Source organism: Exiguobacterium sp. UBA6309 (genome assembly GCF_002439205.1).
Classification (GTDB): domain Bacteria; phylum Bacillota; class Bacilli; order Exiguobacteriales; family Exiguobacteriaceae; genus Exiguobacterium_A.
Window position 1 is genome coordinate 14,397 of sequence record NZ_DJTL01000037.1, and the last position, 25,774, is coordinate 40,170.

The 25,774-nt window shown below is 47.1% G+C and carries 27 protein-coding genes; 15 read left to right on the forward strand and 12 right to left on the reverse strand.

Annotation, left to right across the window (positions count from 1 at the left end):
- Window positions 1-183 precede the first annotated feature (183 nt).
- On the reverse strand, window positions 184-708 hold the full coding sequence (gene rpoE / locus B3M90_RS12900) for a DNA-directed RNA polymerase subunit delta (RefSeq protein WP_023469562.1): 525 nt from the start codon (window positions 706-708) through the stop codon (window positions 184-186).
- 170 nt (window positions 709-878) lie between these two features.
- Here rpoE and B3M90_RS12905 point away from each other — a divergent pair, with 170 nt between their 5' ends.
- The 4 genes from B3M90_RS12905 to B3M90_RS12920 all read left to right on the forward strand — a co-directional run bounded on the left by B3M90_RS12905 (window position 879) and on the right by B3M90_RS12920 (window position 2,671).
- Window positions 879-1,322 (forward strand): GNAT family N-acetyltransferase, encoded by a 444-nt coding sequence (locus B3M90_RS12905; RefSeq protein WP_056064132.1) that lies wholly within the window; start codon window positions 879-881, stop codon window positions 1,320-1,322.
- A gap of 45 nt (window positions 1,323-1,367) precedes the next feature.
- On the forward strand, window positions 1,368-1,685 hold the full coding sequence (locus B3M90_RS12910; RefSeq protein ID WP_035410742.1) for an ArsR/SmtB family transcription factor: 318 nt from the start codon (window positions 1,368-1,370) through the stop codon (window positions 1,683-1,685).
- A gap of 65 nt (window positions 1,686-1,750) precedes the next feature.
- Complete coding sequence (locus tag B3M90_RS12915; protein WP_035410744.1) at window positions 1,751-2,179, forward strand: DMT family transporter; 429 nt, start codon at window positions 1,751-1,753, stop codon at window positions 2,177-2,179.
- Between the two features lie 12 nt (window positions 2,180-2,191).
- Window positions 2,192-2,671, forward strand: coding sequence for a DMT family transporter (locus tag B3M90_RS12920; RefSeq protein ID WP_290784378.1), 480 nt, complete (start codon window positions 2,192-2,194; stop codon window positions 2,669-2,671).
- A 253-nt stretch (window positions 2,672-2,924) separates the two neighbouring features.
- Here B3M90_RS12920 and B3M90_RS12925 read toward each other — a convergent pair whose 3' ends face one another.
- From B3M90_RS12925 to B3M90_RS12940, 4 genes are all read right to left on the reverse strand, one after another.
- Window positions 2,925-3,101: a DUF6440 family protein gene (locus tag B3M90_RS12925; RefSeq protein ID WP_290784380.1), complete on the reverse strand. Its 177-nt coding sequence runs from the start codon at window positions 3,099-3,101 to the stop codon at window positions 2,925-2,927.
- A 173-nt stretch (window positions 3,102-3,274) separates the two neighbouring features.
- Window positions 3,275-3,745 carry a heme-degrading domain-containing protein gene (locus B3M90_RS12930; RefSeq protein ID WP_290784382.1) on the reverse strand — a complete coding sequence of 157 codons (471 nt, stop codon included), beginning with the start codon at window positions 3,743-3,745 and terminating at the stop codon, window positions 3,275-3,277.
- Window positions 3,733-4,782, reverse strand: a complete 1,050-nt coding sequence (locus B3M90_RS12935; protein WP_290784384.1) for a Gfo/Idh/MocA family oxidoreductase — start codon at window positions 4,780-4,782, stop codon at window positions 3,733-3,735. The genes B3M90_RS12930 and B3M90_RS12935 overlap by 13 nt, the downstream gene beginning before the upstream one ends.
- Entirely contained in the window at window positions 4,779-5,534 is a 756-nt protein-coding gene (locus B3M90_RS12940; protein WP_290753064.1) for a DeoR/GlpR family DNA-binding transcription regulator, read from the reverse strand. Before B3M90_RS12940 ends, B3M90_RS12935 begins: the two co-directional genes overlap by 4 nt.
- Window positions 5,535-5,661: 127 nt before the next feature.
- Between B3M90_RS12940 and B3M90_RS12945 the strand changes: the two genes are divergently transcribed.
- The 4 genes from B3M90_RS12945 (at window position 5,662) to B3M90_RS12960 (ending at window position 7,871) form a co-directional block, all read left to right on the forward strand.
- The gene (locus tag B3M90_RS12945; RefSeq protein WP_214852065.1) at window positions 5,662-6,495 is read left to right on the forward strand and encodes an SDR family oxidoreductase; all 834 of its coding nucleotides are present in this window, start codon (window positions 5,662-5,664) and stop codon (window positions 6,493-6,495) included.
- A 93-nt stretch (window positions 6,496-6,588) separates the two neighbouring features.
- Complete coding sequence (locus B3M90_RS12950) at window positions 6,589-6,729, forward strand: hypothetical protein (RefSeq protein ID WP_290756335.1); 141 nt, start codon at window positions 6,589-6,591, stop codon at window positions 6,727-6,729.
- 148 nt (window positions 6,730-6,877) lie between these two features.
- The gene (locus tag B3M90_RS12955) at window positions 6,878-7,207 is read left to right on the forward strand and encodes a potassium channel family protein (protein WP_035410757.1); all 330 of its coding nucleotides are present in this window, start codon (window positions 6,878-6,880) and stop codon (window positions 7,205-7,207) included.
- 13 nt (window positions 7,208-7,220) lie between these two features.
- Window positions 7,221-7,871, forward strand: coding sequence for a hypothetical protein (locus tag B3M90_RS12960; RefSeq protein ID WP_290784386.1), 651 nt, complete (start codon window positions 7,221-7,223; stop codon window positions 7,869-7,871).
- A gap of 56 nt (window positions 7,872-7,927) precedes the next feature.
- On the opposite strand, the gene mgtE is transcribed toward B3M90_RS12960, so the two are convergent.
- A complete protein-coding gene (gene mgtE, locus B3M90_RS12965) occupies window positions 7,928-9,280 on the reverse strand; it encodes a magnesium transporter (RefSeq protein WP_035410763.1) in 1,353 nt (450 codons plus the stop codon).
- 231 nt (window positions 9,281-9,511) lie between these two features.
- Between mgtE and B3M90_RS12970 the strand changes: the two genes are divergently transcribed.
- From B3M90_RS12970 to B3M90_RS12985, 4 genes are all read left to right on the forward strand, one after another.
- Window positions 9,512-10,249: a metal ABC transporter ATP-binding protein gene (locus B3M90_RS12970; protein WP_290756331.1), complete on the forward strand. Its 738-nt coding sequence runs from the start codon at window positions 9,512-9,514 to the stop codon at window positions 10,247-10,249.
- On the forward strand, window positions 10,246-11,091 hold the full coding sequence (locus tag B3M90_RS12975) for a metal ABC transporter permease (protein ID WP_290756329.1): 846 nt from the start codon (window positions 10,246-10,248) through the stop codon (window positions 11,089-11,091). Before B3M90_RS12970 ends, B3M90_RS12975 begins: the two co-directional genes overlap by 4 nt.
- Window positions 11,088-12,005 (forward strand): metal ABC transporter substrate-binding protein, encoded by a 918-nt coding sequence (locus B3M90_RS12980; RefSeq protein ID WP_290784388.1) that lies wholly within the window; start codon window positions 11,088-11,090, stop codon window positions 12,003-12,005. Before B3M90_RS12975 ends, B3M90_RS12980 begins: the two co-directional genes overlap by 4 nt.
- 76 nt (window positions 12,006-12,081) lie before the next feature.
- Window positions 12,082-12,594: a PCYCGC motif-containing (lipo)protein gene (locus tag B3M90_RS12985; protein ID WP_290756325.1), complete on the forward strand. Its 513-nt coding sequence runs from the start codon at window positions 12,082-12,084 to the stop codon at window positions 12,592-12,594.
- A 52-nt stretch (window positions 12,595-12,646) separates the two neighbouring features.
- Here B3M90_RS12985 and B3M90_RS12990 read toward each other — a convergent pair whose 3' ends face one another.
- Both B3M90_RS12990 and B3M90_RS12995 read right to left on the reverse strand, forming a co-directional pair.
- Entirely contained in the window at window positions 12,647-13,015 is a 369-nt protein-coding gene (locus B3M90_RS12990; RefSeq protein WP_214852057.1) for a VOC family protein, read from the reverse strand.
- Entirely contained in the window at window positions 13,012-13,452 is a 441-nt protein-coding gene (locus B3M90_RS12995) for a hypothetical protein (RefSeq protein ID WP_214852056.1), read from the reverse strand. Before B3M90_RS12995 ends, B3M90_RS12990 begins: the two co-directional genes overlap by 4 nt.
- Window positions 13,453-13,641: 189 nt before the next feature.
- On the opposite strand from B3M90_RS12995, the gene B3M90_RS13000 reads away from it, so the two are divergent.
- Together B3M90_RS13000 and B3M90_RS13005 are read left to right on the forward strand one after the other, a co-directional pair.
- Window positions 13,642-14,655 (forward strand): zinc-binding alcohol dehydrogenase family protein, encoded by a 1,014-nt coding sequence (locus B3M90_RS13000; protein ID WP_214853173.1) that lies wholly within the window; start codon window positions 13,642-13,644, stop codon window positions 14,653-14,655.
- Between the two features lie 253 nt (window positions 14,656-14,908).
- Complete coding sequence (locus tag B3M90_RS13005; RefSeq protein WP_290784390.1) at window positions 14,909-17,302, forward strand: HAMP domain-containing sensor histidine kinase; 2,394 nt, start codon at window positions 14,909-14,911, stop codon at window positions 17,300-17,302.
- A gap of 61 nt (window positions 17,303-17,363) precedes the next feature.
- Here the strand turns inward: B3M90_RS13005 and wrbA are convergent, their stop codons facing one another.
- Together wrbA and B3M90_RS13015 are read right to left on the reverse strand one after the other, a co-directional pair.
- Window positions 17,364-17,966 carry an NAD(P)H:quinone oxidoreductase gene (wrbA, locus tag B3M90_RS13010; protein WP_290784392.1) on the reverse strand — a complete coding sequence of 201 codons (603 nt, stop codon included), beginning with the start codon at window positions 17,964-17,966 and terminating at the stop codon, window positions 17,364-17,366.
- A 209-nt stretch (window positions 17,967-18,175) separates the two neighbouring features.
- A complete protein-coding gene (locus B3M90_RS13015) occupies window positions 18,176-20,323 on the reverse strand; it encodes a hypothetical protein (RefSeq protein WP_290784394.1) in 2,148 nt (715 codons plus the stop codon).
- Between the two features lie 155 nt (window positions 20,324-20,478).
- Between B3M90_RS13015 and B3M90_RS13020 the strand changes: the two genes are divergently transcribed.
- Window positions 20,479-22,278, forward strand: a complete 1,800-nt coding sequence (locus tag B3M90_RS13020; protein WP_290784396.1) for an LTA synthase family protein — start codon at window positions 20,479-20,481, stop codon at window positions 22,276-22,278.
- Window positions 22,279-22,328: 50 nt separating this feature from the next.
- Here B3M90_RS13020 and B3M90_RS13025 read toward each other — a convergent pair whose 3' ends face one another.
- Entirely contained in the window at window positions 22,329-23,828 is a 1,500-nt protein-coding gene (locus tag B3M90_RS13025) for a reverse transcriptase domain-containing protein (RefSeq protein WP_290784398.1), read from the reverse strand.
- Window positions 23,829-24,127: 299 nt separating this feature from the next.
- Window positions 24,128-25,768, reverse strand: coding sequence for a chaperonin GroEL (gene groL, locus B3M90_RS13030; RefSeq protein WP_023469586.1), 1,641 nt, complete (start codon window positions 25,766-25,768; stop codon window positions 24,128-24,130).
- Window positions 25,769-25,774 lie beyond the last annotated feature (6 nt).

Genomic DNA, 25,774 nt, shown 5'->3' on the forward strand with positions numbered 1-25,774 from the left:
GAGACACTTTTGCTGAAATAAGCACGTTGCTTAAAGAAGCCCATGACTAACTTACGTCATTCGGAAAACTTCGTCAAGCCTAATTTTTCAGAGAAAAAATTTCGCGCTCGTTCGTCAGCCGTCAACGAAAAAACTGCCATTTCTATAGGGAAATAGCAGCTGTACAGTTGTAGTTGATCGTGCTTAGACTTCCTCTTCTTCTTCGAAGTCTTCTAAGTCTTCTTCGTCGAGATCGTCATCGAGATCATCGATGGCTGCGACTTTTTTGAACGTATCATCGTCTTCGCTGTCGTCAGCTGAATCATAGTCCGCTGTCTTCGCGAATGTATCGAGATCGTCTTCGATCGTCTCGAACTCATCTTCTTCTGCATCATAGTTGAACTCTTCTTCAAACTCATCGAGTTCTCCACGTTGACGCGCTTCGATGACGAGATCCTCATCCGACTTATCAAACGGATACCAAGCGCGGAGTGACCAACGGTTCGCTCCGACGTTAACGAAGTTTCCGTCGATGTTCATGTCTGTATAGAGTTGAGCAAGTTTCTCGAACTTGTCTTCTTCATCTGTAAACGTATGGTACTTTTCGATTTCTGACGTGATGTCATCGAACGTGATTGGCTGTTCGCCAGCTTCTTGCAACATTTCATTGACGAATTCGATCAGCGAAAGATCAGTAATCTCTTCTTTACTTAAACGGCTGAGGCTCATTGTGACGGCCACTTCCTTTCATTTGCGTTCAATCCATTACTTCTCATTATACGCAAAACGGCTTTTAAAAATCCAGTCTCTATTTAAAAAAAGCTCGAATTGATTCTCGATTCGTGTTTTTCCCGCTCCCGAAAAAGGAATATCCAAGGGAGAAGAAGGAGGAATGACAGATGGAGATGACAATCGAACGGGTCAACGATTTTGATGCCTTCAACTGGTTACCAATCTTATCAAAGAGTACACAGGAAGGCTATCCCTTCATCGAACGGATGCTACGCGAACGGCGAAATGAAACGTTCCAAGAGGATGGTGAGGCATTGTTCGTCGCTTTATCTCTTTCCGGACACGTCATCGCGTGCGGGGGGTATATGAAACAAACCGGCACGAATGACGTCGGTCGGATTCGTCATGTCTATGTCTTACCAGAAATACGACACCACGGTGTTGGTACGCAACTACTTGAGAAAATCATCCCGGAAGCACTTTTGACGTATTCCGAGCTCTGGCTCTATACGGACGATGCCAGTACCTTTTATGAACGATTCGGTTTTGAGCCGTATACAGCAACTAAAGTGACACATCGCCTTCTCAAGCATGCATTCGTTCAACCATAAGTGTCTTGAATTGACATATCGAGAATCATCGATTAGTTTAAGCGTATGACAAATCAAGTGGATCTATTCAAGGCATTATCGAACGAGGTACGTCTTGATATCTTACGCTGGCTCAAGGATCCCGAGACTCATTTCAATAAGCCGACGGCCCATCTCGCGACGAATTTGTCGGACAAGGGAGGCATTTGCGTCGGAGATATCCAAGAGAAGGCGAACTTATCTCAATCGACCGTCTCCCAATATCTTACGATGTTGCAAAAAGTCGGATTGCTCGAATCCGAACGTCACGGCAAATGGACGTATTACCGGCGAAATGAAGAAAAAATCCAGGAGCTTGCAGCGTACCTCAAAGGAGAACTTTGATCCGTTCTCCTCGCCTTACATATCGACATTTCTCGATATTTGGATTTGTGAAAGGATGAATTCTGTTGAAAATCGTGTATTACGCACTCGCGTTACTTGCGGGTATCGCTTTAAGTGTCGAAGGAGCAATCTATGGTGAGCTCGGGAACTTCGTCGGAAAACTCGAAAGTAGCTTTTATAATTTCTTCGCCGGTACGATCATCATCGGATTGATTGTCCTCTTCTTCGGAAGGGGTTCACTCGGCTATACATTCCGCGCACCGAAATGGACCTTGCTCGGTGGTCTACTCGGTAGCATCTACTTGACGATCCTGATCATCAGCATTCCACTCGTCGGGGTCGGTCTCGCCATGATCAGTGTCATTCTCGGTCAAATGGTCGCTAGTATGGTCATCGAACATAACGGTTGGCTTGGTAGTCCGAAACGTCCGATCAATCGCGACAAGCTAATGGCTTCTGCTCTGATGCTCGTCGCCCTATTTCTTATCTTTTAAGGAGGTTCGCTCGTGAATATTTTATTACTTGGTTTTACATTACTCGGTGGCGTCATGCTGAGCGCACAGTCGTCCATCAACGGTGCCTTCAGTCAAAAGGCAGGGGCTCTCGAAAGTACGTTTCTGATCTTCTTCACGGGGATGCTGATTCTCGCTTTAGCCATCCTCTTCTTCGGACAAGGAAACGTCTTGCTTTTGCTTGAAGCACCTCGTTGGCAACTAAGTGCTGTCCTGTTCGGCGTCAGTTATCTATTCCTGACGATTCTTGCCGTTCCGCAGATTGGTGTCACGGCAGCTAGTATCGCGACCGTCATCGGTCAACTCGCAGCAGGTATGGTCATCGACCACATCGGTGCGTTCGGTGGCGTCGTCGTCCCGCTCGACGGAAAACGTCTGCTTGGTTTGCTTGCGATGCTTGCTGCGCTTTACTTCGTCTATCGCGGGAACACACGCAAAGACGTGTCGGCTTCATCTGATTCGATTGCATCGTGACGATTGTCCTCACGATTTGTTCACGCGCTTTTTCCTGTAGCAATCGTGTGAACAACGGAGTCCTACCACTTCTCAGAATTCATCAAGGAAACAGAAAAAACCGGAATGCTGAAGTGAATTTACTTCAACATTTCGGTTTTTTCGTGTCGAACGATTCGTTGTTGAACGTGCAAGACGAAGACTCCTTCAGGAAAAGCAGAATAAGTGAGACCTCGTAGATGCGGTACTTATACTAGAAAAAATTGCACTTTTTTCAGTCGATTGGCTTATCAATAACGACTTTACCGTCCTTGTCTAACAACGGTGTCATTCCGTTCAAGCCAATCCCACTTGTCATTAAGTAATTTACACCTGTTTCCGTATCTACGACAATTTTGATAATACCACCACTTAGATGCTGTTTTGATTTAAGTATGAATCTTTTACTCATTGTTTCATATGACCTCTCGTTCTTTCCGACTTCCACACGACTCTTACAGAAAAAAGCACGATTCATCAGAGACACACAAGACCCGGATCGGCTGTCTGTGGCAGCCGAGACCAGTTTGTGTCTCGCCCAAGGAAAGCGAATGGAACATCGCAAGGACATCGAATGAATCTATATCACTGTTCCAGCTGTTGTCTCTTAAGTAAGCGCAACGCTTCCGTCGCAAGACGATGGTCTGCTTCCTGCGATAGACCGGAAACGGTGATCGTACCAACGACACCGACTCCTTCGATCCGGATCGGGAATGATCCGCCAGCATCGACATAATCGGCTGGAGAAACAGCATACATCGTATGATACGAGCGATGTTTGCTCTCATTATACCGACGCATGTACAGCGAGCTATAGCCATGTCGCAAGACGACGTTCGATTTCCGGCGAATCCACTCTTCTTGATCCGGTGCCGTACCATCGAGCGCCGCGTAATATAAACGCTGCCCATTCCGTTTGATTTCAACGGCAACCGACAAGTTCTCTTTCATCGCCCGTCCGATCAACTCATGTCCCATCCCGATCGCTTCCGTGTTCGTCAGTGACGTCAGGACGAGTTCTTCCTCTTCCGCGAGCAGCACTTTCAATTCTTCCATGCATCCCATTCCTTTCGTAAGAGGCGTCGTCCTTCATCACTGCTGATGCGCACTGCTTCAATCAAGCGCATTGTTTTTTCAGCGTCGCGTAAATCGACAGGTACCCGTCCACCGCGAAGCCCTTCCGCCAACTGTTCGTAAAACGTCGCATAACTGCCTGGAAGTGTCGCGAGGCGCTCGACTGGCTGATCGGCGATCTGGAGATATCCATAGGAGTCCACTTCATCTTCGCCGAGCTGTCCATCGACAGCATGACCTTTCGCAAGCCGTCCTTCTTGTGGATCCATTCCGTATTTGATGTAACTGCCGCGTGTCGCATGGAACTCAAAACGCGGTGTCGGTCCTTGGATGAAGGATGCCGAGCGAAGAATGACACGCCGCGTACCGTAATGTAGCGTGACATGGAAACCGTCATCGACAACAGCACCGTCACGTTGCAGGTAAACATCGCCCGTCAGAGCATCCGGTTCTCCAAACAAGGCAAGTGCTTGATCGAGTAAGTGTGAGCCGAGATCAAACAGGATGCCGGCACCATCACCCGTTTGTTCCCGCCAACGCTCTCGAACAACCGGGCGATAGCGATCAAAGCGTGACTCAATGACTTGCCAGTCCCCAATTTCATTCATTTCCATCAATTGTTCAAGTGTCAGGAAGTCCCCGTCAAAGCGACGGTTTTGATAGACGGCGACCTGCACCCCGTGTTGTTTTGCTAACGTTTGCAGCGCCAGTGCTTCTTCGATCGTCACGACGGCCGGCTTTTCGAGTAAGACGTGCTTTTTTGCTTCGATCGCTTGTTTTGCCATTTCGAAATGCAGTGCCGTTGGTGTCGTGATGACGACAAGTTCCGTACTCTCATCTTGCAAAGCTTCAGCGAGTGTCGCGACGACTGTCGCCTCACTGAAATGTTGTGCCACCTGCTCCGGTCGACTCGAGACGACTTGCGTCACTTCGAATGCCGGTAATGCCTGTAAGAACGGAACGTGAAACGTCACCGCTGAAAAACCAAATCCGACGAGCGTCGTTTGAATCGAGTTCATGTTGTTTCCTCCTCTGTCACGTCGAGATCGACATGATAATGATCTAGTCGTTCTTGCCACGTTGCGTCTGGTACTTGATCGGTGACGAGCATATCGATTTGTCCCCAGTCGCAGACCTTATGCAAAAAGCGTTTATTGAACTTCGTATGGTCTGCGAGGACGATGACACGGGTCGCACTTCGAATCATCGCTTTCTTTACGACCGCTTCTTCGAGTTGTTCCGCAAAAAGTCCTTCTTCCGTCAACCCACATGCTCCAAGAAAAACACAATCGACTTGATAATTCAGGATGTCGTCTGCCGTCTTGATCCCACTCAAGCTTCGCGCATGCCGGTCGAAACGCCCTCCCGTGACGTACAGCTCAATATCCCTCCGCGCTCCGACGTGATCGGCGATATCGAGTGAGTTCGTGATGACCTGTAGTGAATACGGTGGAAGTGCCCGTGCCATCTCAGATACCGTCGTTGCAGCGTCGAGCAATAAGCGATCATTCGCTTGGACGTGACGCGCTGCGCGCTGTCCGATCCGCCGTTTTTCTGGTTTCTCTGTCCGCTGTTCATATGCAAGCGTCCCACCAGCACGGACTAATCCATTCTTAACACGAATGATCTCCCCTTCTTGTTCGAGGACGATGACGTCACGACGTGCGGTATCTCGTGAAATCTGATACTCCTGCATCAGTTGATCCAGCGAAATTTCAGGACTCGTCTTGATCCATTCCCGCATCTGTTGCAGCCGTTCGATTTGCCCCATCGATTCCTACCTCCTTTTTTCTTTATATTAAGTTTTTTCATTACTATATGCAATTTTATTGCAAATAATTCGACGATAATTCGGGTAAATAATAGAAGACAACTACTTTCAGAACGGAGGAATTGATATGCAAACGATATTGATCACGGGCGCTTCTTCCGGTATCGGTCTGGCGACGGCGCAGCGGTTTGCGGAAGCCGGCTGGTCTGTCTACGCTGGTGTTCGGAGTCCGGGTGAGATGACTGTGTCGTTACCGACGCTCACCTTCTTGTCGCTCGATGTCACAGATGAAACAAGCGTGAAGGCAGCCATCCGGCAAATCGAACAAGAGGTCGATCACCTGGACGTTGTACTCTGCAACGCCGGTCACGGTTTACTGCGCGCACTCGGTCAAGCGACAAGTTATGAAATCAAGCAACTCTTCGAAACGAACGTCTTCGGTGTCATCCGAACGATTGAAGCCTGCCTCCCCTTACTCAAACAAGCACCGGAAGGTAGTCACTTGATCGCTACTTCAAGCGTCAGTGGTCTCGTCGGTCAACCGATGAATGAATTGTATTGTGCCAGTAAGTTTGCGATCGAAGGGCTGTTCGAAAGTCTTGCGACCTACTATAAACCGTACTTCAACATCGACGTCACCCTGATTGAACCGGCCGCCGTCGAGACGAACTTTACCGCAAATGTTCTCGATCAACTCGAACGGACGGGTGGCTTACACGAAGACGACTTCAAACCGATCATCACCGCTTATTTGCAGACGTACCGAACGCGACATACCGACCGCCAATCGGCAGAAGCTCTGGCTGAGGTGATCTTCGAGGTCGTCCACCGTGACGAACGTCCGTTACGAATCCGGACGACGGAAGCCGATGAACATTTCGTCGCCCATAAGACGCATCATGATCCGTCAGGACTCCAAGGTGTCGCTAAAATACGACGACTGACATTAAATCTCGAATGATTCCCCTTTTTTAAAAATTTCAATCCGCCTAAGCAATCTTCGCCTACTATACTGAGACTATCTACCTAAAAATTATCTCGAAGGGCGGAACGTATGCCGTCCTTATTTCTTTTTACGATCGTCTATCTGATTCCGACCTTCATCATGTTCTATATGTCGATTGATATATTTTTACGCAATCCATCACATCCGCAACACCAACTGCTTAGCTTATTCACGTTCACTTACTTATAGGATGTTCTTCCTCCATTCAAGAAAAATGCCTCTTCGCTTGAACTTACAGGTTGATCAGGTGATAGATGGTGTCAAACATGCCGGAAAGAATGATTATCTTATTCATGATACGATGGACTTGACGCACCGATCTTAAAGGAGAGATTCGATGATATCTGTACTGACGATTTTTTCACGCCTATTCAAGGGATTGCGCCGCGCCTTTCACTTGTCTTACTTCCGCGGACTACTGATTCTTTGTTTGTTGACACTCGTCTCTGGGACGATCTTCTACAGTACGGAAGAAAACCTTTCGGTCATCGATGCGCTTTACTTTTGCATCACGACACTGAGTACGGTCGGGCATCCGACATTCATCCCGACGACGACGCTCGGTAAGGTCTTCACGATGGCGTATATCACGATCGGCTGCGGGTTGTTCTTGACGTTAATTGCTACCTTGTCATACGTTTTGATTAAACAACCGGAAGAGGATTAAGGGGGAATCAAATATGCGTCAATCTGCCATCCAAAACAATTTCGATTGGTGTCGCCTTGTTTGTGAACAAGTCGGATGCCAGGTGACAGAAACCGAATCGACCTGGCTCGCTAAAGGAAGCGTTCCAAGTTATTATCCGGAACTGATGGTTCGCCTTCCTCATCAGCGAATTAATGCAACCGACGTGTACAGCATCAAGGACTGTACGGCGAGCTATGATTTCTCAAGCGCTGGTCTCAGTCACCTGTTCACAGCGGAATGGATGACCCGTTCCGCCATACTCGATCGTCGCGCTCTTCCCGTCGATTGGTCTGTCGTCACGGATGCCACGCAGTTTACTCGCTTCCAAGCAATCCAAGCGACACCGGAGTTACCGGAATCGTTATGGCAACATCCGGACGTCCGCTTTTTCTATTGCGAAGCACAACAGGCAAGTTGCATCGCCTACTCGAACCAAACGACGACCGGATTGATGTACGTTAGTTCCGACTATCTTGATGAACGCTTATGGGATGATATCGCACGCTTGTGCTCCGCACACTTCCCCGGTCAACCGCTCGTCGGATACGAATACGGTGATCACCTGATCACGGCGCTCGAAGCAGGCTTTGACGACGTCGGTCCACTGGCGGTCTGGATTCGCACGACGCATGAGAATGCATGAAAAAAACCGAACCAATTCCCTTTCTCTTGAAGAGAAGGCGAATCGGTTCGGTTTTTTTACATCAAGCGACTGATGAACGCGGTCGCGATCCCGAAGTAGACGAGGAGCGACAAGATATCGTTTAACGTCGTGATCAGCGGTCCGGACGCAATCGCCGGGTCGATCTTTAAGCGATGTAAGATGAGCGGAATGATCGTTCCAGCCAGTGTTCCAAAAATCAGCGTGATGACGAGTGAGCTGCCGACGACAAGACCTAAGACGGCACTTCCTTGCCAGACGTACGCAATGATAGCAATCAAGACGCCACAAATGACACCAATGATCAAACCAACCCAAAGTTCTCGTAGGATTAATCGCGTCGCGACCCGCTTATCGACTTCACGCGTGATCAATCCACGGACGACGACCGCGAGCGATTGGGTACCGGTATTTCCGGTCATCCCAGCAATCATTGGCATGAAAAAGGCGAGCGCGACAACTTTTGAAAGCGTCTCTTCGAACTGACTGATGATTGATCCGGAGACGAGCCCGATGAACAGTAACAAGACGAGCCATGGCAAGCGCCGGGTTGCAGCAATCCACGGCTTCGTCTCGAAATCAATTGATTTACCGGATGCTGAGAGTTTCTCGATGTCTTCATTCGCTTCTTCCCGTAAGACATCTAGTGCATCATCGACCGTAATCAATCCGACGAGAACATCGCCTTCGACGACCGGTAGCGAAACGAGATCGTAGCGTTCGAACAATTGCGCGACCTCTTCCTGATCGGTCTCTGCTGCGACCCGAATCACCTTCGTCTCCATGACATCGCTGATTCGTTCCGTATTTTCAGCTAAGATGACGTCCCGGTATGAGATGACACCGACGAGTTCACTGAGTTGATTGACGACGTACACGTAATTGATCGTCTCCGAGTATTCGATGTAGTCACGCATCTTCTCGACCGTCTCACCGACCGTGAAATCCTCTCCCACCCAGATGAACCGGTTCGTCATCAAACGCCCTGCCGTCTCCGGTGGATACGTCAAGAGATTGCGGACGATCAGTGCCTCGTCTGTCCGCATGCTACCAAGCAAACGGTCAGTTTCTTCTGGTCCCAGTTCCTCCAGTAAATCCGCGACATCATCGTTTTCCATTAAATCGAGGACATGCCCGGCGCGCTCGACGTCTAAACGACGCAAGACGGCAAGACGTTGCTCTCCTTCGAGCTCCTCAAGCACATCTGCCAATCGTTCGTGATCGAGATAATCGAGGAGTCGTGCCTGATCGTCTTCTCCTAATTCTTCATATACTTGCGCGATGTCATACGGATAGACTTCTTCGATGACTTGCTGTGCTTGCTCTCGCTTTTCCTTCGCAAGCGCATCGAGCAATAGCCACTTCCATTGTTGTTCTGCTGTCTGACGCAATCTCCTCACCCCCATACGATTCTGCCTTTTCATCTTAGCACGAGTTGATTCGCGATCGATATCGAAAAACAGTTGACAACTGTTTCTTACGGCTTTAAAGTTTGCCTTAAGGAAACATTATTAGTAGACCGAATCTTTCTCTAGTAATGAATGATCAAAAAATTTTAAGCTGTTTTTTGCCATAAGGAAACTTTCCTTCTCTACACCACAAAACCAAAGGAGTGAGCATTCATGTACGCCCTTGATGTTAACCGTCTCACGGTCTCCTATTTTGATACACATGCACTCGCCGATGTATCCGTCCGTCTTCCGGTCGCTTCGCTGATTGGTATCATCGGACCGAATGGTGCCGGTAAATCCACTTTCTTAAAAGCCATCCTCGGTCTGATTCCCGCTCGGATCGAGCAGTTACGCGTACTCGATCAACCACTCGAAGCTGTCCGGTCTCGTGTCGCCTATGTACCTCAGCGTAGCGCGATCGATTGGGATTTTCCTGTGCGTGTCCAAGATGTCGTACTGATGGGGTGTTATCCGAAGCTCGATCTGTTCAGACGTCCATCAAAGGAACAAAAGCAGTTCGCGATACATTGCCTTGAGCGCGTCGATATGGCCGATCATGCCAAACGGCAAATCGGTGAACTGTCAGGTGGACAACAACAACGGGTCTTTCTGGCGCGTGCCCTTGCCCAAGAAGCAGAACTACTGTTGCTGGACGAACCGTTCGTCGGTATCGATGTCGCCAGTGAGCAGATGATCATCGAACTCTTACGGACACTCCGAGCCGAAGGGCGGACGATTGTCGTCGTCCACCATGATCTGCATAAAGCAGAGGACTACTTCGACACGTTGATGCTGTTGAACAAACAACTAATCGCTGTCGGTCCTCCGTCTGATATCTTGACGCCGGAGTGGCTCGAACCAGCGTATGGCTTACCCCTATTCGAACGACGTAAGGAGGGACAAGGATGACGTTCATCGAGGCATTATTTCAGTATGAGTTCTTACAAAAAGCGATGATCACCGCCGTCATGGTCGGCATCATCTGCGGCGTGATCGGCTGTTTCATCATCTTACGCGGGATGTCGTTAATGGGTGATGCGATTTCGCACGCCGTTTTACCTGGTGTCGCGATTTCTTATCTACTCGGGATCAACTTCTTGATCGGTGCCATCGTCACAGGTCTCGTGACGGCACTGGGAATCGGCTTCGTCAGCCAAAACAGTCGCATCAAGAACGACACGGCGATCGGCATACTATTCACGTCCGCCTTCGCCCTCGGGATCATCTTGATTTCGTTCTTGCGCAGCAGTAGCGATCTCTATCACATTTTGTTCGGCAACGTCCTCGCGGTCCGTCCGAGCGATATGTGGATGACCGTCATTATCGGATTGATCGTCCTCGGGGGAATCTTCTTGTTCTACAAAGAGTTGCTGATCAGTTCCTTTGACCCGACAATGGCGCAAGCCTATGGACTATCGACACGCTGGATTCATTACGGACTGATGACGTTACTGACACTCGTCACCGTCGCTTCCCTTCAGACGGTCGGCATCATCCTCGTCGTTGCGATGCTGATCACACCAGCTGCGACAGCGTATTTACTGACGAATCGTCTCTCGCGGATGCTGTTCCTAGCAGCAGGTTTCGGTACGCTGTCCGCCATCGTCGGACTGTATTTCAGCTTCACCTACAATTTATCCTCTGGGGCATCGATCGTTCTTGTCGCGACGACGCTGTTCGCGCTCGTCTTCGTCTTTTCACCACGCCATGGTCTAATGCGTCACCGGAAACGAAAGGAGTCTACTGTATGAAATTAAAATTTTTTCTGTTCGTCCTCCTCAGCACGGTCTTGCTTGCTGCTTGTTCGACACCAGCAGAAGATAACGGAAAGCTGAAGGTCGTTGCGACGTATTCAATCCTCGCTGATCTCGCCCGCGAAGTTGGTCGTGAACACGTCGATGTTCACAGCATGGTCAAGATCGGGGCAAATCCGCATGAGTATGATCCACTTCCGGCAGACGTACAAGCGATGGCGGATGCGGATGTCGTTTTCTATAACGGTCTGAATCTTGAAGCCGGCGGTGCCTGGTTCGACAAACTTCGGGCAACGACCAGTAAAGATGCGTCTGACGCGCCAGTCTATCGTTTAAGTCAAGGCGTCGAACCAAAGTACCTGACGACGAAAGGCAAGGAATCAGAAACCGATCCGCACGCGTGGCTCGATGTGAGCAACGGCATTCAATACGTCGAAAACGTCAAGCAGGCATTGATCAAGGAAGATCCGAAGCACAAAGCGGACTACGAGAAAAATGCCGAGGCTTACATCAAACAACTGCAGACGCTTGATCAGGAAGCGAAAAAGCAGTTTGCCGACATTCCGAAAGCAGAACGTCACCTCGTCACGAGTGAAGGTGCCTTCAAATACTTCGGAACTGCCTATGACGTCAAAGCGGATTATATTTGGGAGATCAACTCGGATAATCAAGGAACGCCGGCACAAGTTCGCCGGATCGTCGATACGATCAAGGAGCAAGACATCCCTGTCCTATTCGTCGAAACAAGCGTCGACCGGCGGAGTATGGAGACTGTCTCTCGTGAGACCGGTGTTCCGATCGCTGGTACGCTTTTCACCGACTCGCTCGGAGCACCGGGTAAAGACGGCGACACGTACTATAGCATGATACAAGCGAACATCAAGACGATCACACAAGCACTCACGAAATAAGCGTCAATAAATCGTCATGCTTTCATCGTTTTACTTTCCTTATAATGAAGGTAAGACAATGAAAGAGAGGCCGACTATGCAAAGACGACTGTATCGTTTTGGACTTCCACTTAGTCTCAGCCTGTTGCTCGCTGCATGCGGGACAGCTGAACAGACGGATACTCCAAAAACAGAACACACGAATCACGAAGATCACGCTGACCATGCCAGTCATGGTGCCGGTGATCAACTCGAGAAGACCGCGGGACCGGACACGTTACCTGCTTTTCTCGATGAGCAGGATCAATCGATTCAAACAATCTATCGGTCCGTCGCTAAACATCCTGATTTATTGAAGAAGATGCCATGTTATTGCGGTTGTGGTGAATCTGCGGGTCATACGAGTAACTATGACTGCTTCATCGAGGAACAAACTGCTACGTCAACGACCTGGACGACGCACGGCATTACGTGTGGTACGTGTCTCGATATCGCGGCACAGTCGATCGTCGCTTATCAAAAAGGTAGCTCCGTCAAGGAAATTCGGACTGCAATCGATCAAACTTACGCGAAGACCGGTGTCACACCGACGCCAACGCCAGCACTTTAAAAATAGCCTGCTTCTTTTCACGAACCATGTGATCAGAAGCAGGCTATTTCGTTTAGATGATCACGGCGACTTGTGCCGTCAACGCCATCGTATTCTGTTCCGAATCTTTAAAGAACGCCATCCATGTCTCTTCTGTCTCGGAACGCGTAATCATGTGGGGTTCCCCGAGAAAAACAACACCTTGCTTTTGCATCCGCTTATATTCTGCTGGCAGCGAATCGACTTCAAAATACAAGACGGAACTCGGATGATCGAATGCCTCTGTCTCTGGTAAAGTCAACATCAATCGAATATCGCCACACTGAAAGAAAACCATCGTCTCAAGTTCAAATAAGACCAATAATTGCAAAACATCCCGATAAAATGCTGTACTACGCTTAATATCCTTCACTGGAATTCCAATCTGTTGAATACGTTTCATTTCATCTCCTCCGTCTGTTTTGCTCGCAAGACGAGCGGTCGACCCGACAACAGTTCATCCAGTTGATAGTACGTATGTGCGCGAATCGGTCGATCCGTTCGTGGCAGATGACGGAGTTCGTATGCCACTTCGAGTAAGTAAAATTTGTATTCCTCCCCTTCATCAAAACCGAAGCTCGCGCGCCGTTCCTCGATATACGCTAGAACACGCTCCTGTTGCGAGCACGAGAGACGCTCGACTTGCGGGGCGAGCGCCTCGTGCGGAAAGAGCACGATTTCCCGCTCCGTACGATACAGTCGATGCATGACACCACCACTTTGACGTAAGGCAATCAAACGTGCGGGTCGATACGGACGGGGGTGCGGATGCGCATGGACGAGGAAACGTTCAATGGTAACCTGAGTCGGTCCTGCCGGTAGAGAGATGACGTCATACATATAAAATCGCTCCTTCTCGAAAATGGATAGCTACTCTCATATGCTACCATAGCTATCCAAGGTTCTTCCGTTGACGACAGAAGGGGAATCCGTTTTCAAAGTTTCGCAACTGGTTTTAAGACGGAACGCGCGTGGAACAGATGGAGAGAAACGATTCATATCTGGAAAGGATGATTGTCGATGTCGAATATGTCCGCTGTCGGTTTTCACCGACACTTACCACTGACGGAACACGAAAGTCTGATTGATTTAGAACTACCACGCCCGGAAGCAACGGGGCACGATCTACTAGTTGAGATCAAAGCTGTCTCCGTTAATCCGGTCGATACGAAAGTCCGCGCTCACGGAAAAGATGAAGACGCTCCGAAAGTGATCGGCTATGATGCAGCCGGAGTCGTCGTTGAAGTTGGCGATGATGCCTCCCTCTTCCAAGTCGGTGATGAAGTCTATTACGCCGGTGCGATTCAGCGCCCAGGGTCAAACAGCGACTTCCAACTCGTCGATGAACGAATCGTCGCCAAAAAGCCGGAACGGTTGACGTTCAGTGAAGCGGCTGCTCTCCCGTTGACGACGCTGACAGCTTACGAAGCATTGACCGATCGTCTTGGATTGACGTTTGATGCTAAGTCGAATCTCGAGAAGACGATCCTCATCATCGGAGCTGCTGGTGGTGTCGGTTCAATCGCGACACAACTCGCGAATCACGCTGGGCTGACCGTCATCGGAACGGCGTCGCGTGACGAGACGATTGATTGGGCGAAGGAACACGGTGCACATCATACGATCAATCACCACGACGCATTCCGTCCTCAGCTGGAAGCCCTCGGCTACAAATACGTTGACTATATCTTCTGTCTCAATGCGACGGACCAACATTTCGAGACGATGGTCGATGTGATCGCACCGCAAGGGAAAATCTGTAGCATCGTCGAGACTGATCAAAAACTCGATTTAAGTGCGCTCCAACAAAAGAGTGCGACGTTCGTCTGGGAATTCATGTTCACCCGTCCACTGTTTATGACAGATGATATGATTCGTCAACATGAGATTCTGACGCAAGTCGCAGCATGGATCGAAGAGCATACGCTCGAGACGACGGTCAAGCAGACATTGATCGGCATGAACGCCGACAATCTAAAAGAAGCACACCGTCTCGTCGAAAGTGGAAAAACGATTGGAAAGATTGTCGTTGAACATCATTAATAGGTATCGAAGCAGGATGAGACTAGGCTCTCGTCCTGCTTTTTTGTCGTTCTTTATTTTCTTGTGAACGTGAATCTCTTACTTTGAAGATATTTTAAGTATTATGACTATATTTATCCGTCTAAAAAATGTACGATTACGGTAACAAATATTCCAATGTCATACATCTAATCGACCCTCGACTCACATGTACAAAGGAGCATCCATAATCCATATGCGAAAATGGTTCAATCAAAAGATCAGTCGACAGATCATGTCGTCATTTTATCTCATTCTTATTACACTATTGATCTCTTCCCTGGCTGCTTATTTTTATACGAACCATCAAGTCATGGATGCGAAACAAGAGCTCGATGCGATCAGCATGCGTGAAGATCGAGCGACGAAACTGTGGGACGATTGGCAGTCCCTTCAATACGAGATGCGGGGCTATATCGTCTTCGGAGATGACGCCGTGCTCGACGTGATTGATGAAAAGAAGGCATCACTCGAACAACAGACGGCTTGGTTTGAAAAGAATCGTCTCTACAAGGCGGATCAAATCTATGCGTCTGATATCCGGTCGCTCTATAATTCTTATACCAATTTCGTCATGCCGAGCTTGATTAAATACGTCCAAGCAAAGCAATCGGGCACGATTGACGAGCGTTTCCTGCAGATGCCGAGTCTAAAAGCGATGATGCCACAAGTACCTCAGGACCCGAATCGGAAGTTCAAGATGAATGCCTCGAACAGTGAAACGATGCGTAAAAGTGTCAACACGATGGAGAGTACGTTCACGAACTACCGGAGTAGTCTCCGCGCGAAAGAACTCGGTGCAAAAGAACAGCTTGTCATGCAGACGAAGTACGCTGAGTGGATTTGGCTCGTCAACCTGATCGTGTTGTTCCTCGTCATCTTGCTGATCGTCCGCCCGTTCATCGAACGGACGACGCGACAGATCCATCTTCTTAGCAAGGAGAGCAAGCTCCTTGCAAGTGGTGAGCATACGTTACCGTTGATTCCGCTGAACCGTGCTGACGAGATCGGTGAATTGAGTAAATCGTTCCATCAGATGGCGACAGCCTTGATTGAAAACAAACACCAATTGATGTCGACGAACGTCACTCTCGAAGATGCGTTGAAACTGACGCAACGGAACGAGTCCCATTTACGGCTACGTAATCAATTGACGGAGACACTAGCGTCGCGTGATAGCATCAGTGCCTATCCTGCCGTCATTCAAAAGATGGTTGAAATCACGAATGCGACGCAAGGTGCCTTGATTTTCAAAGATGGTACGAAAGTCATCGATATCGTCTTTTATCCACAGACACCGCTCACAGTCGAGGATTGGATGCCAACGATTGAGCCGTTATTGCGTGAGTCGCGACAAGATAAACGACCGCATACGCAGTTCGAAGATGAAGTCGCGCGCGCTGTCACACCGGTTCTTGATCCGAGTCAAAATGAGATCATCGCCTATATCTTCTTGTCCCGTAATCAGGATCGGTTTGATCGTTACGAGCAGGAAGAACTCGCTGCCTTCGCGCGTCAGCTAGCGTTGTCACTCCTACGGATGCGGACGTTCGACGAGATTGAACGCGAACGGGAAAAAACAGCGCGACTGTTGAACTCGATCCGTGAATCGATCGTCTATATCGAACCAGAAGGTGACATCCAGTTGATCAACCGACCATTACTCGATCTGTTCGACCATCCGGTTGATGACAGTCTCGATGAGAATGGGCTGATGAACATCACTCCGTCTATCGTTCAACTCAAGCATCGCGTCGACCAACTACCGGAATTCGAACGTTACTTGAAAAAGACGTTCGTGAAACGAGAAATCGGTGAAGGAATCACCTTCTCGATCGATCACGAGCGACGCTTCATCAAGACGTATTCCGAAAGTATTCATTATGGTGGACAGTTCCGCGGGATTCTACTCGTCTTACGTGATGTGACGAACGAAGTTGAGATCGACCGGATCAAAAATGAACTTGTCTCGACGATCTCGCATGAACTACGGACACCACTCTCGTCGATCTATGGCTTTACCGAGCTGATGATTCAGCGGGACCTGCCACCGAAGCGACAAAAGAAGTATCTCGAAGCTGTCCATTCGGAAACAGAACGCCTATCACTGTTAATCAATGATTTCCTCGACTTGCAACGGATGGAAGCGAATCGTCAGGAATACGAGATGGCACCATTTGATATCGTCGCGATGATCCGCGATTTGAAACAGTTGCATAGCCTATCCTCTTCGTCCCACGCGATTCAGATTTCACGGAATGTCGAACCGCTGATCGTCGAAGGGGATGCGAAAAAAATTCGCCAATTGTTCAGTAACCTGATCAACAATGCGATCAAATATTCACCCGCTGGTGGAACGATTGACATTCAACTGACGCGACACGCGTCACGTGTCACGGTCGCGATTCAAGATGAGGGTATCGGGATTCCATTTTCTGCGATGAGTAACCTGTTCCAAAAATTCTATCGTGTCGACAACTCGGATACCCGTAAAATCGGTGGTACCGGACTTGGACTTTCAATTTGTCGTGAAATCGCCCGTGGACACGACGGGGAGATTCACGTCGAATCAATCGAAGGTCAGGGCTCGACGTTCACAGTCGAACTTCCGTTGATACAACATACATGATGTATACGAAAAAGCGCCAGAATGCGAATCAGCATTCCGGCGCTTTTAACATTAGGTAATTTTATGAGTTGAGACGGCTTGCCACTTCAACCGTCCGTTTTGCTTGATGGCGTACAGCCGGTTCGACCGATTCAACCATGTTACCGTCTTGGTCGACAGTCACCGATGTACCATATGGATTTCCGCCCGCTGCGAACAAAACAGGATCCGAATACCCCGGTGCTGCAACAATCGCGCCCCAGTGGAACATCGTCGTATAGACCGCGAGAACAGTCGCTTCTTGTCCACCATGTGGATTCTGTGCCGATGACATCGCGCTGACGACTTTATTGACGAGTTTGCCTTGTGCCCAAAGTCCGCCTGTCGTGTCGAGGAACTGTTGGAATTGTCCCGGTACATGACCGTAACGTGTCGGGACACTAAAGATGATCGCATCTGCCCAATCGAGTAGATCCGGTGTCGCTTCTTCAATATCACGTGTAGCATCCGCATGCTTTTGCCATAGCGGGTTCGAAGCAATCGCTTCTGCTGGGGCTGTCTCCTTGATTTTCGCAAGACGGACTTCTGCTCCTGCTGCTTCTCCCGCTTCTTTTGCCCATGAGGCAAGTTGATGGTTCGTTCCGGTTGAGCTGTAATAGATGACTGCTAGTTTCACGTTTGACATGACTTCGCTCCTTTTTTTAAAGACAGTGACAGACGATGGACGTACACGCTTTCTATTCCCGCTTTTCGCTTAAATTAACGTCAATTGTTTGAATTCAAGAGGAAATTCCGCCCAATTCTTTAACCAAATGCTTGAACTAACGACCAATTTAAAATAAAACAGGAATCCCGTAAGACAACGTCTGCCGTGAAGGATTCCTGTCCGATCAATTATTTAACCGTTAAACTAAAGGTCTTACTCTTACGCAGCTTGATCGACTCCGCATGTACCGTGACCCGGGTGCCTCGTTTTTGTTTCGGGAACGTCATCGTTTGTGTCTTACCGGTTGCGAGTTTCGTGTATCGCTTCTTATTGATCGTGACGACGATCGTCTTTCCTTTCGTCGCTTTGACTTTCCACGATGTACTCGTCGGACTGAGTGACGTCGTGTACGACTTGAGTTTTGGATTAGCTGCCGCCACGACTTTCTGCCCGGAGACTTGAAGTTGTGTTCCTTTACGGGCAACGAACGTCACGACTTGACCCATCTTTAGCGGTTTTGTCTTAATCGCAAAACTCTGCGTTTTCTTCCGATCGATATATGCCGTATATTTCCCATCAATATACAGCTTTCCGTAATCGGCATCTCCATCAAGAATTCCTTCAATCGTCGTGTGTTCATCCGTTAGGGGTGCGGATAGATTACTGTAAATCATCACGCTATCTTTCAAAGAGAGTGATTTCGTAGGATACTCACCACTTCGTGTAACACGATATGACGCTAAATCATTCGTATACGGAATCGTGATCTCTGTCTTTTTCGTTGCTGGAACAGATTGAATTTGTCGTTTACCTGCATAGACTTTATAGATACCGCCTTCTTTGGCACTTTCTAAGCGGTATGTGATGAATTTAAAATTATCGTTTTTCGACTGGGTAATGCGTGGTACTTCATAACCTGCGACGGTCCGGTTCACGGATGCTTCTTGATTGAAGTCTCGTGTATTTCCGAACGTCCAACGCATCACCTGACCGACAAGATTTTTCGTCGACACGTTGATTTGGACACGTCCTGTCTCATCGGAGGCAGCTCTTCCGATGAGGACACCCTCTTTTCCATAGACCGTCACCGGAACATCGCTTTGATTGATGTTAAAGCTATAGGATGTTGTACCTTCCTTAATGGTTGGAATCGCTGAACCCTGAGCTGTTAAATAACGCTGGTATTGATAACGTGTCAGGTCCTCCAAGACCTTACCGGTTTCAGTCGTGTATATCGTCCGGTACTCACTATACGGTAAACGTTTCGGAATCGTCGTGATCGTGAACAGCTCGTTTTTCAGTTCGACATTCCCAGTGAACGATAATTTACTGGGCTCAACGATACCTGTCGTTCCATCTATACGCGTCAGCTCAACGCTAGGAGCTAGAACCGTTCCTTCGAGCAACGTCGTATCATCCTTCGTCAAGTCATTGATTGCGATCGGTTGGCGCAAATAAGACGCAAACGATAACATCGTCGCTTGATCCTTGCTCCGGTAGATGGCTTTTCCATCCGCTAACAGTTCATTCGCTAATTGCTTTGAATGGTCAACGAGTGTCTTCAATTGTCCACTTGCTGTATCTAAGTAGAATAACGATGACTCGTTTGACGAACTAGAATCGACCAGTTGAACGTACAATCCGTCTTTCGTTTCGTAAGCTCCCTGGACGTAGTATCCTCTTGAGACTTTCGGTAAGGTGATTTGTTGATTGGTGACGACGTGACGCAACATGTCCTGTTCATCATCTAAGATCCAGTCATTGATTAAAGGCGAGAACCGCTTCACGTCAACGGAACGGACTTTTGAGAATGTACCGTCCGGATTCACATCATACCAATCAGCACTGTCCTCTCGTTGGATCGAGAAACGATTCGCACCAATCCATTGCAACCGATCTTGAGAAGTCACTTTCATCGTATCTTGCTCAACAAATTGATCCCCTTCGCGAATAAAGACTGATAACTTATCAAACGAGGTATACCCTATCACCATATCGCGATTCAAGACACGCAGGTACTCCTTGTCTTCTGGAAGCGTCAGCAGTTCCGAAGTTCCCGTCTTCGCATCAATCAAATAATAAGGATGCTCGGTTTCGTCTCCATAATAATCTTCATACAAGAACAACGTTTTATCGGCTGACGTCGCCCGCATCACCATATACGGTGAGACGTCTTTCGGATAAGGTGTCGTCTCTTTTGTCTCTAAATCATAAAATCCAACGATTGCTTGATCTTTCGTTTTGACGTCATACGGTGCAGCATCCGCACTTACAGTGAGCGTCATCCATGTACCGTAAATCAGCGCGGCACTTCCCATCCAATGTTTCCAGTTCATCTATGTAGAACATCCTTTCAAAAATAAGTGATTACTTCTATTTTATTCCATATACAGTGATTTTTCTAATGCTTTTTGAAGAAAACACTCAAGCGTTCGATACGTTTCGATTCAGGGTAAAGACCGATTGACGACACACGTAAGGAGTACTGACCATGGCGATTCGTTACACACTTTATCTGTTACTTGGCATGCTCAAGTTCATGCTATTTAGTTATTTTACAAAGACCGATCTTTCGCTCCATTTAACACTCATGAACCTGGCCGGCATGCTGATCCTGTCGAGCTGGACGTTACTGATTCCGTGGAATAAACGCCGCTGGGTCTGGCTCGGTCTATTGCTGGCACACAGTTTTCTACTTGCTTCCGACATGTGGTACTACCGTTACTTCGAGGACTTCCTCTCCGTCTCGCTCCTTTCACAGATGACGCAGATGAGTGACGTCAGTAGCGGCTTCACTGCCTTGATCGTACCGCAAGACTTCCTCTTGTTCGCTGATAGTTTGATTTTCATGGTACTGCTCTTTGTCTTCCGCAAACGACCGGAAGTAACGACAGCGCAAACACGACGCCGGACAGCTGGACTCCTTGCAGTCAGTGGCATTATTTTGTCTGCTTCACTGCTGACGTACCGGACGCTAACAGAAGATCGTCAACCGACGGCAACAATCTCCGATATGCGTGACTACTACCTGTTCGGCTTTTGGGGTTATCACGGGTGGGACGCTTTCAAAGGCGTGACCGGGCGACCAAGCGACGGATTGACGGCTCAGGAGCAACAGCGCATCAATCAAAAGGAACAGACGAATCCAACCGGTCCGAAGCAGACACCAAATATCATTTTGGTACAGCTCGAATCGTTCCAGGCTTCAGTCATCGACCAGACCATTAATGGCGAAGAAGTAACGCCGAACCTGAATCAGTTGAAAAAGGAATCGCTCTACTTCTCGTCGTTTTACCACCAGACACATGAAGGACGGACTTCGGACGCCGAGTTCATCACGAACACATCGCTTTATCCATTAAAATCAGGCTCTGTCTATACGCAATATCCGACGAATGAATTCGAGCCGCTCCCTGCATTACTTGAGAAAAACGGGTACGATACAGCAGCAATGCACGCTTACGAAAAAGGTTTCTGGAATCGTGACGATGTTTACAAGAACATCGGTTTCAAGCACTTCTTCAGTCAAAAGGATTATTCAAAAGAAAAAAAGATCGGCATGGCGTTGAACGATCAGCAGTTTTTCCTCGAATCGATTGATCACATGGAGACGCTGCAAGAACCGTTCTTCTCGTTTTTAGTCGCGTTGACGAGTCATACACCGTATGAGATCGATAAGGAAGATCAGAAGCTTGATCTGTCTGGATATAAGGATCCAATGTTGAAACGGTATTACCAGACTGTCCATTACGTCGATACCGGTATCGGGAAGATGATCGACGAGTTGAAACAACGCGATCTTTGGGACCAGTCCCTCGTCATCTTTTATGGCGATCACGATAGTGGACTCGTCAATGAAGGCAGTGAGATGCGCAAAAAAGCAGATGTCTCGTCTCCAGTAGCAGCTTTCGAACTCGAACGACGCATTCCACTCTTCATCAAAAAACCCGACCAACAAACCGGTCGGGTCATGAAAAAGAATGGCGGACAAATTGATATCGCACCAACGATCATTGATCTGTTGAATCTCAAGACATCCTATATGATGGGGCAATCCCTCATCGACGACAAACCGAATCTGACGGGCTTCCGTGATGGTTCGTTCCGCTATAAAGACTATTACTATGAAGCGGATTTGACGAAAGCATCAGGCGAAGGCACTTGTTATGATGTATCGACTGAGAAAAAGGTCGAGCTGAAGTTCTGTCGAAATCAAGTGAAGGATGTGAGTGAGCAGTTAAAGCTGTCGGATAAGATAGTCAAACAAAACAGTTTAAGTAAACAACGATAATATTCCAATAAATGTTTTTATTATCTTTTTGTATCCTAAATTAAATAAATTCAATAATTATATTTGTTTGATTTAGGATGCATAGTTTCTTCAATACCTTTTGTAATCACAGATTCTTGAACAGCTTTATATATTCTTTTAAAACTAGGAATTTCAAATAATCCTTTTTTATTGTAGATTTTTTTATGCTTACAAATTCTGAGAAGGTTATCCTCATTTAAACTAAAGGGAAATTGATTAGATCTATCATATCCAATTTTCAACAAGATATTTTTTCTTTTTCTTAAAATATTTAATATTGTAGATAGTAACCATCTATCTAACTCTTCCATCTGCTTTTCATCATCTAGCAAAGGATAAAACGACATAATCCCCTTAAAATTAAGACGTTTATATGACCCATTCAGATAATTTCTTAACATGTTTTCATTTAAATTTCCATATAGATATCTCCGTACTTGCATAATCGCAGTTAAAAAATCTTTATCCATATCATTACTCGGAATTTCTACTGATCTTAAAGGTGATGTATTTATTGGTTGTATCAAATTTGTATATAGTAAATAGCTAATATGTTTTTTAATTTTAATAACAGATTGTTCTTTTATACTTATGTTATCTCCCGAAAGGCTATATCCCAAAAAATCAATATAATTTTTATAGTTAGGAAACTCATTAGGCATATCCTTTTTCGTAAGTAAACTAATGCCATGAGATTTATCGAAATTTATTTCAACACCGGTTTCTACAGAAAACTCCTGAATTATTTCATAGGCCCTACAAATCTTTTGATAACTCCCCGCCCAAATAACTGTATCATCTGCATATCTTGCAAATCTGAGTCCCTCTATCTCAAGCTTCTTGTCCAGAGACCAACAAGCCATGTTAGCTAAAAATAATGATATAGAGGTACCTTGATCTATACCTTTAGTAAAACAACTCAAGAATTTTTTTATTAATCCACTCTCAAAATCACTGATTAAAAATCCATTTTTATTAAATTGATCGATTAAGTATTCATGATTAATCGAACCAAAAAAGTCTCTAAAATCAAATTCTGCTACAAATAACCTAGGATTCATTTTTATGTCCAAAGCAATATCTTGGATAGCGTAATGAACATTTCTATCGCTTCTATACGCATATGAGAATGAACTAAATCTATGTTTATTTTTACTTAAAAGTCTACTATACAAATAATTCGATACCGCTTCGTCAGGTATTTCATAAATAAATACAGATCTTGTTTTTTCACTATTTTTTTTCTTAATTTTCTTCTCATAAGGATTATGAGGAACATATGTACCATCAATTAATTTTTTAAATATTGAATTAGCAATTTTCTTTTTATTTTTCAGAACATAAAAGGGGTTAAACCTTTTACCTACACTCCATTCTTCGGGAGTTTTTATTACTTTAGGTTTCGGGTTTAAGACTCTTCTATTTTCTCTTTTATGTATTATATCCATGTTATTATGATATTTTTGAAATTCTTTTGCTTTTCTTTCAGCTAATTTCTCAATATGATTTTCAATTTCGTTTAATAACAAATTAAACAAACCTCCTTATAAAATAAGAAAAAGTCTTATCTATTAGACAAGACTTTCCACGCAAATCATAATTAAAAATAAGTCCTCACTTGAGATCCCATTTTAAGGAGATGGGACCTTCCAACTCGAGCATAATAAATACACCCGAATATATGATTTCCGTTCGCCACCTAATGGCCTATAAATATTTTACAAAATTTTCTTCATATTGTCTATAGGGATTATTTTTAGAGTTTCTAAACAAAAAGCATTAACTTTCTAAATACCGGAAAGTTAATGCTTTAGAGCTAGTTAGTTTTTTACATCATTCCGCCCATTCCACCCATGCCGCCCATATCAGGCATTGCAGGAGCAGATCCAGCTGGTTCTGGTTTATCGGCGATAACGGCTTCCGTTGTTAAGAACATCGCTGAAACAGATGCTGCGTTTTGAAGTGCTGAACGCGTTACTTTCGCTGGATCGACGATTCCTGTTTCAATCATGTCGACATACTCGTCCGTTGCCGCATTGTAGCCCATTCCTGGTGCTTCATGCTTGAGACGCTCGACGATGACTGAGCCTTCTTGACCTGCGTTTTCCGCAATTTGACGAAGTGGTGCTTCAAGTGCACGAAGAACGATGTTGACACCTGTTGCTTCGTCGCCTGTTGAGACCGACAGAATCGATTCGACAGCTTTCGTGACGTGAATGAGAGCTGTTCCCCCACCTGCTACGATGCCTTCTTCGACTGCTGCGCGTGTCGCGTTGAGTGCATCTTCGATCCGGAGCTTACGTTCTTTGAGCTCAGTCTCGGTTGCTGCTCCGACTTTGACGACTGCTACGCCACCTGCGAGTTTCGCCAGACGCTCTTGTAATTTCTCACGATCGAAGTCGCTTGTCGTCTCTTCGATTTGCGCACGGATCGTACCGACGCGTGCTTCGATCGAATCTCCGTGTCCATGTCCTTCGACGATCGTCGTGTTGTCTTTTGAGACGACGACCTTCGACGCACGACCGAGTTGCGTGATTTGTGTTTCTTTCAGATCAAGACCGAGGTCTTCTGTGATCAACTCTGCGCCTGTGACGATCGAGATGTCCTCAAGCATCGCTTTCCGGCGATCACCAAAGCCTGGTGCTTTGACTGCTACCGCGTTGAACGTACCACGTAGTTTGTTGACGACGAGTGTCGCGAGTGCTTCACCTTCGACATCTTCTGCGATGATGAGGAGTGGTTTGTTTTGCTGAACAACTTGCTCGAGGACCGGAAGAATCTCTTGGATGTTCGAGATTTTTTTGTCCGTGACGAGGATGTACGGGTTCTCAAGGACCGCTTCCATCTTATCTGAATCTGTGATCATGTATGGTGACGCGTAACCACGGTCGAACTGCATCCCTTCAACGACGTCGAGTTCTGTCGTGAAGCCGCGTGATTCTTCGATCGTGATGACACCGTCTTGACCGACACGTTCCATCGCTTCTGCGATCAATTGACCGACTTCTTCATCCGCTGCTGAGATCGCTGCGACTTGGGCGATTGCTTCTTTACCTTCGATTGGTTTTGCGATCGTGTGCAACTCTTCGACAGCGCGACGGACTGCTTTTTCGATTCCTTTACGGATGACCATCGGGTTTGCGCCCGCTGTGACGTTTTTGAGACCTTCCCGAATCATCGCTTGTGCGAGGACTGTCGCTGTTGTCGTACCATCCCCTGCGATCTCATTCGTTTTTGAGGCAACTTCTGCAACGAGTTTTGCACCCATGTTCTCGAAGTGATCTTCGAGTTCGATTTCTTTCGCGATCGTCACGCCATCATTCGTGATGAGTGGTGAACCGAACTTTCGCTCGAGGACGACGTTGCGTCCTTTTGGTCCGATCGTGACTTTGACTGCATCCGCTAATGCGTCGACCCCTCGGAGCATTGCCCGACGTGCTTCTTCACTGAATAAAATGTCTTTTGCCATGACTGA

Bases quoted from the DNA above. Each gene is read 5' to 3' on its own strand.
- rpoE (WP_023469562.1), bottom strand. From the start codon at position 708: ATGAGCCTCAGCCGTTTAAGTAAAGAAGAGATTACTGATCTTTCGCTG.
- B3M90_RS12905 (WP_056064132.1), top strand. From the start codon at position 879: ATGGAGATGACAATCGAACGGGTCAACGATTTTGATGCCTTCAACTGG.
- B3M90_RS12910 (WP_035410742.1), top strand. From the start codon at position 1,368: ATGACAAATCAAGTGGATCTATTCAAGGCATTATCGAACGAGGTACGT.
- B3M90_RS12925 (WP_290784380.1), bottom strand. From the start codon at position 3,101: ATGAGTAAAAGATTCATACTTAAATCAAAACAGCATCTAAGTGGTGGT.
- B3M90_RS12930 (WP_290784382.1), bottom strand. From the start codon at position 3,745: ATGGAAGAATTGAAAGTGCTGCTCGCGGAAGAGGAAGAACTCGTCCTG.
- B3M90_RS12935 (WP_290784384.1), bottom strand. From the start codon at position 4,782: ATGAACTCGATTCAAACGACGCTCGTCGGATTTGGTTTTTCAGCGGTG.
- B3M90_RS12940 (WP_290753064.1), bottom strand. From the start codon at position 5,534: ATGGGGCAAATCGAACGGCTGCAACAGATGCGGGAATGGATCAAGACG.
- B3M90_RS12945 (WP_214852065.1), top strand. From the start codon at position 5,662: ATGCAAACGATATTGATCACGGGCGCTTCTTCCGGTATCGGTCTGGCG.
- B3M90_RS12950 (WP_290756335.1), top strand. From the start codon at position 6,589: ATGCCGTCCTTATTTCTTTTTACGATCGTCTATCTGATTCCGACCTTC.
- B3M90_RS12955 (WP_035410757.1), top strand. From the start codon at position 6,878: ATGATATCTGTACTGACGATTTTTTCACGCCTATTCAAGGGATTGCGC.
- B3M90_RS12960 (WP_290784386.1), top strand. From the start codon at position 7,221: ATGCGTCAATCTGCCATCCAAAACAATTTCGATTGGTGTCGCCTTGTT.
- B3M90_RS12970 (WP_290756331.1), top strand. From the start codon at position 9,512: ATGTACGCCCTTGATGTTAACCGTCTCACGGTCTCCTATTTTGATACA.
- B3M90_RS12975 (WP_290756329.1), top strand. From the start codon at position 10,246: ATGACGTTCATCGAGGCATTATTTCAGTATGAGTTCTTACAAAAAGCG.
- B3M90_RS12980 (WP_290784388.1), top strand. From the start codon at position 11,088: ATGAAATTAAAATTTTTTCTGTTCGTCCTCCTCAGCACGGTCTTGCTT.
- B3M90_RS12985 (WP_290756325.1), top strand. From the start codon at position 12,082: ATGCAAAGACGACTGTATCGTTTTGGACTTCCACTTAGTCTCAGCCTG.
- B3M90_RS12990 (WP_214852057.1), bottom strand. From the start codon at position 13,015: ATGAAACGTATTCAACAGATTGGAATTCCAGTGAAGGATATTAAGCGT.
- B3M90_RS12995 (WP_214852056.1), bottom strand. From the start codon at position 13,452: ATGTATGACGTCATCTCTCTACCGGCAGGACCGACTCAGGTTACCATT.
- B3M90_RS13000 (WP_214853173.1), top strand. From the start codon at position 13,642: ATGTCCGCTGTCGGTTTTCACCGACACTTACCACTGACGGAACACGAA.
- B3M90_RS13005 (WP_290784390.1), top strand. From the start codon at position 14,909: ATGTCGTCATTTTATCTCATTCTTATTACACTATTGATCTCTTCCCTG.
- wrbA (WP_290784392.1), bottom strand. From the start codon at position 17,966: ATGTCAAACGTGAAACTAGCAGTCATCTATTACAGCTCAACCGGAACG.
- B3M90_RS13015 (WP_290784394.1), bottom strand. From the start codon at position 20,323: ATGAACTGGAAACATTGGATGGGAAGTGCCGCGCTGATTTACGGTACA.
- B3M90_RS13020 (WP_290784396.1), top strand. From the start codon at position 20,479: ATGGCGATTCGTTACACACTTTATCTGTTACTTGGCATGCTCAAGTTC.
- groL (WP_023469586.1), bottom strand. From the start codon at position 25,768: ATGGCAAAAGACATTTTATTCAGTGAAGAAGCACGTCGGGCAATGCTC.